This window comes from Rhizobium sp. BK112 (assembly GCF_014193215.1).
Lineage (GTDB): Bacteria > Pseudomonadota > Alphaproteobacteria > Rhizobiales > Rhizobiaceae > Rhizobium > Rhizobium anhuiense.
On record NZ_JACHYZ010000013.1, the window covers coordinates 137,190 to 149,063 of the forward strand.

General features: G+C 62.0%; 9 protein-coding genes. 4 read left to right on the top strand and 5 right to left on the bottom strand.

What is annotated here, in order from left to right:
• Nucleotides 1-50 precede the first annotated feature (50 nt).
• The 3 genes from FHT75_RS29160 (at nt 51) to FHT75_RS29170 (ending at nt 4,715) form a co-directional block, all read left to right on the top strand.
• On the top strand, nt 51-998 hold the full coding sequence (locus FHT75_RS29160) for a DUF1402 family protein (protein ID WP_063473906.1): 948 nt from the start codon (nt 51-53) through the stop codon (nt 996-998).
• Nucleotides 999-1,045: 47 nt separating this feature from the next.
• Complete coding sequence (locus FHT75_RS29165; RefSeq protein WP_047616000.1) at nt 1,046-2,458, top strand: cytochrome P450; 1,413 nt, start codon at nt 1,046-1,048, stop codon at nt 2,456-2,458.
• 85 nt (nt 2,459-2,543) lie between these two features.
• Nucleotides 2,544-4,715 carry a malate synthase G gene (locus FHT75_RS29170; protein ID WP_029868230.1) on the top strand — a complete coding sequence of 724 codons (2,172 nt, stop codon included), beginning with the start codon at nt 2,544-2,546 and terminating at the stop codon, nt 4,713-4,715.
• A 71-nt stretch (nt 4,716-4,786) separates the two neighbouring features.
• On the opposite strand, the gene FHT75_RS29175 is transcribed toward FHT75_RS29170, so the two are convergent.
• Complete coding sequence (locus FHT75_RS29175; RefSeq protein ID WP_029733130.1) at nt 4,787-5,470, bottom strand: L,D-transpeptidase; 684 nt, start codon at nt 5,468-5,470, stop codon at nt 4,787-4,789.
• A gap of 179 nt (nt 5,471-5,649) precedes the next feature.
• On the opposite strand from FHT75_RS29175, the gene FHT75_RS29180 reads away from it, so the two are divergent.
• The gene (locus FHT75_RS29180; protein ID WP_010029986.1) at nt 5,650-6,144 is read left to right on the top strand and encodes an MmcB family DNA repair protein; all 495 of its coding nucleotides are present in this window, start codon (nt 5,650-5,652) and stop codon (nt 6,142-6,144) included.
• A gap of 12 nt (nt 6,145-6,156) precedes the next feature.
• Here the strand turns inward: FHT75_RS29180 and FHT75_RS29185 are convergent, their stop codons facing one another.
• The 4 genes from FHT75_RS29185 to FHT75_RS29200 form a co-directional block, all read right to left on the bottom strand.
• Nucleotides 6,157-6,735 carry an ActR/PrrA/RegA family redox response regulator transcription factor gene (locus FHT75_RS29185; protein ID WP_011649881.1) on the bottom strand — a complete coding sequence of 193 codons (579 nt, stop codon included), beginning with the start codon at nt 6,733-6,735 and terminating at the stop codon, nt 6,157-6,159.
• A 67-nt stretch (nt 6,736-6,802) separates the two neighbouring features.
• A complete protein-coding gene (locus FHT75_RS29190) occupies nt 6,803-8,131 on the bottom strand; it encodes an ActS/PrrB/RegB family redox-sensitive histidine kinase (protein WP_029733129.1) in 1,329 nt (442 codons plus the stop codon).
• A 23-nt stretch (nt 8,132-8,154) separates the two neighbouring features.
• Entirely contained in the window at nt 8,155-10,620 is a 2,466-nt protein-coding gene (hrpB, locus tag FHT75_RS29195) for an ATP-dependent helicase HrpB (protein ID WP_183845300.1), read from the bottom strand.
• On the bottom strand, nt 10,617-11,564 hold the full coding sequence (locus FHT75_RS29200) for an ornithine cyclodeaminase family protein (protein WP_029733126.1): 948 nt from the start codon (nt 11,562-11,564) through the stop codon (nt 10,617-10,619). Before FHT75_RS29200 ends, hrpB begins: the two co-directional genes overlap by 4 nt.
• Nucleotides 11,565-11,874: the final 310 nt, after the last annotated feature.

Consider the following 11,874-nt stretch of genomic DNA (forward strand, 5'->3'; position numbering starts at 1 on the left):
CCAGTCAGCCGCATCGCAAACAGGACGATGAACGGACGGGATAGCGGATCGTGCGACGCCTTTTGACAAGCCTTTTGATTGCCGTTGCCCTAGTGAATTCGGCGCCCGCCTTCGCCATGCAGACGGTGCCGGCCGGCAATCGGCACGCCGAGCAGCCCGATATTCCCGGCGCCTCGGTCAGGCGCACCAAGGGCACCAAGAGCAGCTTCGACCTGAAATATGAAAAGGTCCATGAGCTGCTGGCGACCGATCGCGAGCTGATGGGCAAGATTCGCAAGGTCTCCAGCGCTTACGGCATCAATCCCATCCATGTCGTCGGCGCGATCGTCGGCGAGCACACCTACAATGTCGACGCCTACGACCGGCTGCAGGCCTATTATGTCAAGGCCGCCTCCTATGCCGGGGAAAGCTTCCGCTTCGCCTATGACGGCGAAAGCGTCGATGAATTCGTGGCGCGGCCGCAATTTGCCGAATGCAATGGCAAGAGTGATTCCTATACGCTTTGGTCCTGCCGCGAAGATGTCTGGGAAAGCGATTTCCGCGGCAAGTCGGTGGGCGGCAAGAGCTTCCCCAACAACCGCTTCAGCGCGGTGTTTTTCCAGCCCTTCTATGCCGGTCAGACCTTCGGCCTCGGCCAGGTCAATCCGCTGACGGCGCTGATGCTCTCCGATCTCGTCTCCCGCGTGTCGGGTTATCCGAAGCTGAACGAGAAGAATGCCGGCGCCGTCTACAAGGCCATCATGGATCCAGATATCTCGCTCGCCTTCGTCGCGGCCTCGATCCGTAGGTCGATCGACGATTACAAGGAGATTGCCGGCATGGATATTTCGGGCAATCCCGGCCTGACCGCGACGCTTTATAATGTCGGCAATTCGCGCCAGCGCGCCGCAGCCCTTGCTGCGAAAAACCGTGGCGCCGGCACGACCGCCTGGCCGGAGGAGAATTATTACGGCTGGCTGATCAACGACAAGCTGGACGAACTCAAGGGCCTGCTCTAGCTTCAAGCCTGACGGGAAGCGTAGATCTTCCCCGAAAGGCTTTTCCGATGGACATGCGTCCTGACCCCTTCGTTCCGCCAGCACCCTTGCCGCGTACCGTGCCGCCGAGCCGGCTGGAAATCATCCGCATTATCCTGCGCAATCCGCTCGAACTCTGGGGCGAACCGTCCTACACGCTGCCCTGGATCCGCACCAATTTCTTCGGCCAGAGGACGCTGATCGTCAACGATCCCGGCCTCATCAAACATGTGCTGGTCGACAATGCCAATAATTACCGCATGTCGGATGTGCGCCAGCTCGTCCTGCGTCCGATCCTCCGCGACGGACTTCTGACCGCCGAAGGTCCCGTCTGGAAAAGATCGCGCAAGGCGGTTGCGCCTGTTTTCACCCCCCGCCATGCCCAAGGCTTCGCCGGGCAGATGTTACGCCAATCCGAAGACTATGCCTGCAAATATGAAAGCGCAGGCGAGGCAGGCACAATTTTCGATATCAGCACCGACATGACCGAGCTGACCTTCGCGATTCTCGCTGATACATTGTTCTCCGGTGAAATCGTCACCTCGAGCGGCCATTTCGCCGATGACGTCAACGAACTCCTGCATCGCATGGGCCGCGTCGATCCGATGGATCTGATGCGCGCTCCGTCCTGGGTTCCACGTGTGACACGCATCGGCGGCCAGAAAGTGCTGGAGAAATTCCGCGCTATCGTGCGCAACACGATGGATATGCGGCTCGCAAAGATGAAGGCTGACCGCAGCGCTGTGCCCGAAGATTTCCTGACCCTGCTCTTGGAGCAGACCGGCCCCGAGGGGCTGACGAAGGAGGAGATCGAAGACAATATTCTGACTTTCATCGGCGCCGGCCATGAGACGACAGCCCGGGCTTTGGCGTGGACGCTGTATTGCGTATCGAACAGCCCGCATATCCGCGAGGCGATGGAAGCAGAAATCGACGCGGTGCTCGCCACCGGGGCCGAACCTGTGGAATGGCTGGATCTAATGCCGCAGACGCGCGCCGCCTTTGAGGAAACTTTGCGCCTCTATCCGCCGGCGCCATCCATCAATCGAGCCGCCATATCGGATGATTCCTGGACAAGCGCCAAGGGCGAGCGGATAGAGATCGAGGCCGGTGTCACGGTGCTCATCATGCCCTGGACGTTGCATCGCCACGAACGTCATTGGGATAGGCCGCGCGCCTATATGCCCGAACGCTTCCTGCCGGAAAATCGCGGCTCCATCGGTCGCTTCCAGTTCCTGCCTTTCGGCGCCGGTCCACGTGTCTGCATCGGCGCAACCTTTGCGCTTCAGGAGGCGGTGATCGCCCTTGCCGTTCTGATGCATCGCTATCGTTTCGATTCCACCGATCAGACCAACCCTTGGCCGGTGCAAAAGCTGACGACGCAGCCGCAGAATGGATTGCCGATGCGCGTAACCCCGCGCATAATTTCCGCGAAAGCATAAATCTTTCGAATTATTGCGGAATTGACTGTGAATGAAAGCCGGGCAAAGTGGCAGCATTCAAAGTCGTTGCCAGGGAGAATGCCGCATGAGCCGCGTTGATAAGAACGGTCTTGCCGTCGAAACCGTCCTTCATGATTTCCTCGTCAGCGAGGTGCTGCCGGGCTTGGCGGTCGATGCGGACAAGTTCTTTGCCGATTTTTCGGCGATCGTTCACGATCTCGCTCCGAAGAATCGTGCGCTGTTGGCAAAACGCGACGAGCTACAGGTCAAGATCGATGACTGGTATCGCCGGCATGGCGCGCCGACGGATATGGACGACTACCAGTCCTTCCTCCGCGAAATCGGCTATCTCCTGCCTGAGGGATCGGACTTCCAGGTTTCGACCCAAAATGTCGATCCGGAGATCGCCTCGATTGCCGGACCGCAGCTCGTCGTTCCCGTCATGAATGCCCGCTATGCCCTGAACGCCGCCAATGCTCGCTGGGGCTCGCTCTATGATGCGCTCTACGGCACGGACGCCATTGCCGAGAACGACGGCGCCGAAAAAGGCAAGGGTTACAATCCGAAGCGCGGCGAGAAGGTCATCGCCTGGGTGCGCGATTTCCTCGATACGTCAGCGCCGCTGCAGGATTTGCGCTGGAAGGATGTCGGGAGTTTCGCCGTCAAGGATGGAGTGCTCGCTGTCAGATCGATCGATGGCGAGCAGGCCACGCTGACGGACGCCCGCCATTTTGCCGGCTATCGCGGCGACGCCGCCGCTCCGACGCATATTCTCCTGAAGAACAACGGCATTCACATCGAGATCGTCATCGATGCGGCGACGACGATCGGAAAAGTCGATCCGGCGCATATTTCCGATGTCTGGCTGGAATCGGCAATCACGACGATCATGGACTGCGAGGATTCGATTGCGGCTGTCGATGCCGAGGACAAGGTCACCGTCTATCGCAACTGGCTCGGCCTGATGGAGGGCGATCTGCAGGAAGAGGTGGCAAAGGGCGGAACCAGCTTCATCCGCAAGCTCAATCCGGATCTGCAATATGCCGGTCCGGACGGAACCTCCTTCGAGCTGCATCGCCGCTCGCTGATGCTGGTGCGCAATGTCGGCCACCTCATGACCAACCCGGCGATCCTCGACCGCGACGGCAATGAAGTGCCCGAGGGCATCATGGATGCCGTCATCACCGGCTTGATCGCGCTTTACGATATCGGCCCGGCCGGCCGGAAGAAGAATTCCCGCGCCGGCTCCATGTATGTGGTCAAGCCGAAGATGCATGGACCTGAAGAGGTGGCCTTCGCCGTCGAGATTTTCTCGAGGGTCGAAGATGCGCTTGGTTTGGCGCGCAACACCATCAAGATGGGCATTATGGATGAGGAGCGCCGCACGACCGTCAATCTCAAGGAATGCATCCGTGCCGCCCGCGAGCGCGTCGTCTTCATCAATACCGGCTTCCTCGATCGGACCGGCGACGAGATCCACACCTCGATGGAAGCCGGCCCGATGATTCGCAAGGGCGACATGCGCCAGGCGGCCTGGATTTCCGCCTACGAGAACTGGAATGTCGACATCGGGCTCGAATGCGGCCTTGCCGGCCACGCCCAGATCGGTAAGGGGATGTGGGCGATGCCGGATCTGATGGCGGCGATGCTCGAACAGAAGATCGCCCATCCGAAGGCCGGCGCCAACACCGCCTGGGTACCGTCGCCGACGGCTGCAACCCTGCATGCCACCCATTATCACCGGGTCAATGTCGCCCGCATTCAGCAAGGATTGAAGGATCGCGCCCGCGCCAAGCTCTCCGACATTCTCTCCGTGCCGGTTGCGGTGCGGCCGAACTGGACCCCGGAGGAAATCCAGCGCGAGCTCGACAACAATGCCCAGGGCATCCTCGGCTACGTCGTGCGCTGGGTCGATCAGGGTGTCGGTTGCTCGAAGGTGCCCGACATCAACAATGTCGGCCTGATGGAGGATCGCGCCACATTGCGCATCTCGGCTCAGCACATGGCGAACTGGCTGCATCACAAGGTCGTCACGGAAGCGCAGATCGTCGAGACGATGAAGCGCATGGCCGCTGTTGTCGACCGGCAGAACGAATCGGATCCGGCCTATCAGCCGATGGCCGGCAATTTCGACGATTCGATCGCCTTCCAGGCCGCCCTCGATCTCGTCCTGAAGGGCAGGGAGCAGCCGAACGGCTACACCGAGCCGGTGCTTCACCGCCGCCGCCTCGAGCTGAAGGCGAAGCAGGCTGCGTGATAGGAAGATACGAAAAGGCCGCCGGAACGACAGTCCCAGCGGCCCTTTTTTTACCGAATTCGATATCTAGCTTACTGAATGACGACGACCTTTGATGTGCCCTTGCCGGGACGAACGCGGCTGTAGAGGTCGATAACATCCTGGTTCATCAGGCGAATGCAGCCCGAGGAAGCGGCGGTGCCGATCGAAGCCCATTCCGGCGTGCCGTGCAGGCGGAAGAGCGTGTCCTTGCCGTCCTCGTTGAAGAGATACATGGCGCGTGCGCCGAGCGGATTGCTGAGACCCGGGCCCATGCCGTCTTCGACATATTTGGCGACGTCGGGCCGGCGGACAGCCATTTCCTTCGGCGGGTGCCAGGTCGGCCATTCCTGCTTCCAGGCGACGTAGGCGGTGCCGGCCCATGCGAAGCCCTGCTTGCCGACGCCGATGCCGTAGCGCATCGCCTTGCCGTTGGCCAGGATGTAATAGAGGAAGCGCTCGCGCGTGTTGACGATGATCGTGCCGGGGCGCTCGGTGGTCTCGTAGTTGACGACCTGGCGGCGGAACTGCGGCTTGACCCGGCTGATCGGGATCGCCGGCAGCGAGTATCCGGCATCCTTCGTCACGCCGTAGGCGTCATCGAAGATCTGGGCCGTCTGTACTGTCGGGCCTGCGCCCTTGTCGTCGACGGACGCGCTGTCTGAGCTCGTGGAGCAACCGGCCAGAGCGAGCGTTGTCAGCAGGCCAAATACAGGGAATGCATTGCGGATGCGCATGGATGACTCTTGAAGTTTTGGGGCAAGGAGAACGGTCTCTCGACCATCGTTGATTATGGTTTATTTTCGATTAACTTGCGCTTTGCAAGGCTACTGCAGCGCGACAAATCCGTCTGCGGCGCAAATTAGAAGCGCATGGTTTTTTTGCAACAACACGCCAGCCCCTGCGGTGGTTATCCATGACGATTTTGAGTGTTTACAATAACAATCCGTTAATCGATGGCCGGCAATCGGACAGGGCCATGATGGTGCGGCGGGGAACGCAGATATTGCTGCATGAAATGCGCCATGCCGTGCTGCCCGAACTGCCGCTCGCCAGCGGCCGCCGCGCCGATCTGATCACGCTTTCGGAGAAGGGCGAGGTCTGGATCATCGAAATCAAGACATCGATTGAGGATTTCCGGGTGGATCGCAAATGGCCGGAATACAGGCTGCATTGCGACCGCCTGTTCTTTGCGACTCACCAGGATGTGCCGCTAGACATATTTCCCGAGGAATGCGGTCTGTTCCTGTCGGATGGTTATGGCGCCCATATGATTCGCGAGGCGCCGGAACACCGCATGGCGCCGGCCACGCGCAAATCCGTCACGCTCAATTTCTCGCGTGCCGCCGCCCAAAGGCTGATGATGGCCGAATGGGCGAACGGAAAACCGTTCACCGTGGACGATGTCTGATGCTGCGCCTGCTTATTTTGGCGCGCGCTTGGCAAGGATGCGCTGCAGTGTGCGCCGGTGCATGTTGAGCCGGCGCGCCGTTTCGGAAACATTGCGCTCGCACATTTCATAGACCCGCTGGATGTGCTCCCAGCGCACCCGGTCGGCCGACATCGGATTCTCGGGAAGTTCCGCCTTTTCGCCCGGCCGCTGCGTCAGCGCCGAAAACACGTCGTCGGCATCCGCAGGCTTTGCCAGATAATCGACGGCGCCGAGCTTCACGGCCGTGACCGCCGTTGCGATATTGCCGTAGCCGGTCAGCACGATGATCCTGGTGTCGTCACGCCGCTGGCGGATCGCCTCGATGACGTCGAGCCCATTGCCATCGCCGAGCCGCAGGTCGACCACCGCATATTTCGGCGGCCTGCCTCTCGATTTGGCAACACCCTCCGCCACTGATTCGGCCGTCTCCACCTGGAAGCCGCGCGTCTCCATCGCCCGTGCCAGGCGGCGCAGGAACGGCCCGTCGTCGTCGACGATCAGCAGGCTGGCGTCGGGACCGATATGATCCTCATCTGACGCGGCGAAATTGTCATGGTTCTGTTCTGTCATCGTTTCGGTCCCGGCGGTTGAACGCCCGATCTGCGTCAGCCGCTCTATCCTGTTTATGCCGACAAAGTCATTTTGTCGAATTTGCGTCGATCAGCATACGTGGCCATTCGATTCGGATACGCGCGCCCGCACTTTCCGGATCGCGGTTCTCGAAAATCAGCGACGCGCCCGAGCGCTCCAGCAGCGTCTTGGCAATGAAAAGCCCGAGCCCCAGGCCGCCGGCCGTATCCTCTTTCTGCCGCTTGGTCACATAGGGCTCGCCGATCCGCGTCAGAATATCGGGCGCATAACCGTTCCCATCGTCTTCAATGACGATCAGCACTTTGTCGTGATTGTGCTCGATGGTGACGGTCACTTTCTCGCGGGCATAATCGACGGCGTTTTCGATCAGGTTGCCGAGCCCGTACATGATGCCGGCATTGCGGTCGGTCACCGGCTCGCCCTTGCGTGGGCTCTTTTCGATGAGTTCCAATCTGATGCCGAATTCCCGGTGCGGCGCGACGATCTCCTCGATCATCGAGGAAAGCGGCAGGCGGCGCATATGCGCTTCGCCCTCGGAGGAAAGTGTGGTCAGCCGCCGCAGGATATCGCGGCAGCGTTCGCTCTGGCTGCGCAGCAGCATCACGTCCTCGCGGAAACGATCGTCGTCCTTGAGTTCCCGCTCCATTTCCTTGGCGACGACGCTGATCGTCGCCAGCGGCGTGCCGAGCTCATGGGCGGCGGCGGCCGCCAGCCCATCGAGTTGCGAAAGGTGCTTTTCTCGCTGCAGCACCAGTTCGGTCGCAGCCAGCGCATCGGCAAGCTGGCTCGCTTCCATCGAGACCCGATAGGCATAGAAGGCGGCGAATGCCATTGTCGAGGCGATCGAGCACCAGACGCCGAACTGCATGACATTGTGCACGTTGATCTCGACCCCGTCGAACCAGGGCAGCGGAAAGGGCGAAAAGGCAAGCACCGTGATGCAGACCATCGCAAAGCCGATCAGCGCGGTGCTGTAGCGGATCGGCTGCGAGGCAAAGGAGATGATGACGGGCACGCAGACGAGCGCGGCGAAGGGATTGGCCAGGCCGCCGGTGATGAAGAGCAGCGCGCAGAGCTGCAATAGGTCGAAGCCGAGCAGAGCGAAGGCGGCCGGCGCTTCCAGTCGGTGGGTCGGCGGATAACGGATCGTCAGGTAGAAATTCACCCAGGCAAGGGCAGCGATCAGCGAAGAGCTGGCAATCAGCGGCAAGGGAAATTTCAGCCAGAAGGCAACGATGAACACCGTCAGCGCCTGTCCGCCGACGGCAAGCCAGCGCAGCCGCACCAGCGTCTGCAGGCGCAGCCTGCGGCTATTATGCCGGTCTTCCAGCGTATAGCCTTCCGTCTTGTCGATCATGCCAGGCTTGTCGATCATGCCGCGGGCTCCTTGAATGGGCCTCATGTACCACGCGGTTTTGCCCGTGTCGTCGGCAACGCATCTTCCGGCCGCTCCGGCCAGGGATGACGGGGATAGCGGCCGCGCATATCCGCACGCACATCCTTCCACGAGCCGGCCCAGAAGCCCGGCAGGTCGCGCGTGGTCTGGATCGGCCGGTGCGCCGGCGACGTGAGTTCGAGCAGCAGCGGCAGGCGGCCGCCGGCAATGGCCGGGTGCTGCTTCAGCCCGAACAGCTCCTGCACGCGGATCGTCAGCACCGGCTCCTCGCCCTCATATTGGATCGGATGCCTTTGGCCGGTCGGCGCTTCGAAATGGGTCGGAGCCAGCCGGCTGAGGTCGCGTTGCAATTCATGCGGTACCAGGGACATCAGGCCGTTCGAAAGCCCGGCTGCGGAAATCTCGGAAAGGCCGCGGGCCTCCATTTGGAAGGGTGCGAACCAGTCGTCCAGCCGGGAAAGCAGGGCGTCATCGCTGACATCGGGCCAAGGTTCGCCGATTGTCCTGTGGAGGAAGCCGATCCGCTCGCGAAGCTGAATGGCTTCCTTCGAGAAGGCAAGTTGATCGAGCCCCAGCTCGCGCACCCCATCCACCAGCGCCTGGGTGACGGCTGCACCGGAGGGGCGCGGCAAGGGCGTCTCGTCGAAGATAATCGCGCCGAGCCGGGTTGCTCGCCGCGCCCGTATTTGCCGGCTTTGCCGATCGAAGAATATTTGATCGCCGGATTTGATCTCGCCGGGCAACTCGGCTTCGATGTCGCCGCGTGTCACTTCGGCTGCCGCCAGAACCCGCGCCTGCGCCGCTCGTCCGGTGAGATCGGCAATCACCAGCATCTGGCTGCCCGCCAGCCTCTCGGTTTCCGGCAGCTCCGCTCCGCGCCCGTTCGCCATCACGAATCGGCCGCGTCCGCCGCGCTGAAGTGCGATTCGGTCCGGGAATGCGTGCAACAAAAGCTGGCCCGCAAGCGCCGGCGCCGTTGCCGCACCGCTGTCGAGGCCGCTCGCCAGCCGTCCCGCCAGCCGGCGCGAGGCCTCTGCTCTCTCGCCACGCTCAGCCTTGAAGCGCCGCAGCCGTTCCTCGATATCGACGCTCGTTCCGCCAAGCCCCTGTTCGGTGAGAAGCACGGCGATCATCGCCGCATCCCGGGCATATCCGGCTTCCCCCGCCGAGACGACCATGGCGGCAAGCCGCGGTGGCAGTGCCAGATCGCGCATCACCTTGCCGCGCGCCGTCAGCGCTCCGTCCTTGTCGAGCGCGCCGAGCTGGCCGAGCAGAACCCGCGCTTCCCTCAGCGTCGTTTCCGGCGGCTGATCGACGAAGGCAAGGGATGCCGGATCTTGAACGCCCCAATGCGCGAGGTCGAGCACCAGCCCCGAGAGATCGCTGGAAAGGATCTGCGGCGGTGTGAAGGCCGGCAGTGCCGCCGTCTGTCCCTGGTGCCACAGCCTGACGGCGATACCCGGTTCCGTTCGTCCGGCACGACCCGCCCGCTGATCGGCGGAAGCCCGCGATACGCGCACCGTCTCCAGCCGCGTGATCCCGGTCGACGCCTCGAACACCGGCAGACGCTGCAGCCCGCTGTCGATAACGATCCTGACGCCGTCGATGGTGATCGAGGTTTCGGCGATCGATGTCGCAAGCACGATCTTACGCGTCCCCTGGGATGCCGGTCGAATAGCCGCATCCTGCTCCTTCTGGCTGAGATTGCCGTAAAGCGGCGCAATCAGCGTTTCGGCTCCGAATCGTCCCTGCAGGCGTTCCACCGTCCGCGTGATTTCCGCCTGGCCGGGCAGGAAGGCGAGGATCGATCCGGCCTCGTTGGCATGCGCATCGAGTATCGCCCGAGTGACGGCATCCTCGACGCGTTCGCCGCCCGGCCGATCCTGGTAGCGGATATCGATCGGAAAGCTGCGCCCCAGGCTTTCGATGACGGGCGGATGGTCGAGCAGGGCGGCCACACGTTCGACATCGAGGGTCGCCGACATGACGAGGATGCGCAGATCCTCACGCAGCGCCGATTGGACGTCGAGCGCCAGAGCGAGTCCGAAGTCTGCATCCAGCGAACGCTCATGGAATTCGTCGAAGATCACCGTCGAGACACCGGTCAGTTCCGGGTCGTCGAGGATCATCCGGGCGAAAACCCCTTCGGTCACCACCTCGATCCGTGTCGCTGCCGATATCAAGTTGTCGAGGCGCATGCGGTAGCCGACCGTCCCGCCGACCTGTTCGCCGATCAGCGATGCCATCCGGCTTGCCGCTGCCCGCGCCGCCAGACGTCGCGGCTCCAGCAGGATGATTTTGCCGTCACCGCGCCAGGCCTGGTCGAGCAGGTAAAGCGGCACCAGCGTCGTCTTGCCGGCGCCCGGTGGTGCGGAAAGAACGGCGCGTCTCCGCTCGGCCAAGGCGGTACCGACGGCCGGCAGGATATGTGAAACCGGAAGGTCCGGCAATGATGCACTGATTGTCACTTACGGCCCGTCACGGTCTCATAGGCAAGAATCGCCCCGGCGAGATCTTCCAAAGCTGCGCCGACCGACTTGAACAGCGTGATCTCAGCGTCGTGGCTTCGTCCGCCATGGGCGCCGCTGACGAGTTCCGCAAGCTCGGCCTTGATGTTGCCTTCCTTCAGCACACCGCTTTTCAGCGGCTGGACGATGTCGCCCGCCTCGCTGATGGCACCGGCGCGGGTATCGACATAGACTGAAGCACGGCGGATGGCCTCGTCGTCGCTTTCGCGCATGTTCGGTTTGAAGGCGCCGACGAGATCGAGATGGGCGCCGGGCTTCAGCCATTCGCCTGATATCAGCGGCTCGCTGGAAAGCGTGGCGCAGGAAATGATATCGGCCGTCCGCGCCGCGGTTTGCGCATCCGCGACCGCCTCGGCATCGAGGCCGAGCGCTCGTGCTTCGGCGGCGATCTTTTCCGCCGCTTGGCCGTTGCGGCCCCAGACCCGATAGCGCTTGATCGGTCGGGTCGTGCCGTGCGCAAACATCAGGTTGAGCGACAGACGGCCGGTTCCGCAGACCAGCATCTCCTCCGCGTCGGGACGGGAGAGATGACGGGCCGCCAGAGCCGATGCCGCCGCCGTCCGCCGCGCGGTCAGTTCGCCGCCGTCGATTGCGGCAAGCATCTCGCCGGTAGCGCCGGAGGAAAGAAGATAGGTTCCGAAGATCGCCGGCAGGCCCCGCCGCACATTGCCTGGGAAGACCGAGACCGTCTTCACCCCGGCATAGCGCCCGGGAACCCAGGCCGGCATGAGGAGCAGCGTCGCGCTCTCCTCATTCGGCACATCCATTTCATGGTGATGGCGCACCGGCATCACGCATTCGCTCTGGAACATCCGGGCGATCGCCTCGATCAGCTCCGGCCAGGGCAGGGCCGCGCGCGTTTGTTCTTCATCGAGGACAAGCATTCTTCACTCCGCCGTATCGTTCTTCATCGCCAACCTAGCGAGTGAGGCGCGTCATAGGCAAGCACCCTGGAATTCCGCGTCGGGCACCCCATATATGGCTTGTCTCCCCGGCCGAAGCCTTTCTTTCAGGATTCGGCAAAACGAATCTCAAAAACCACCCAATCGGGCGGGAGATTTGCTTGTTTTTGAAGGCTACCCCTAAAAGCCCTTCATTTTCAACCTGTTACAAAAATGTCAAAAAACTTTGGCTAGGTGTGTTGACTTGGAAAAGGGGTTAGTTCTATAAGCCCCCTCACTGAACGAGGGCGGC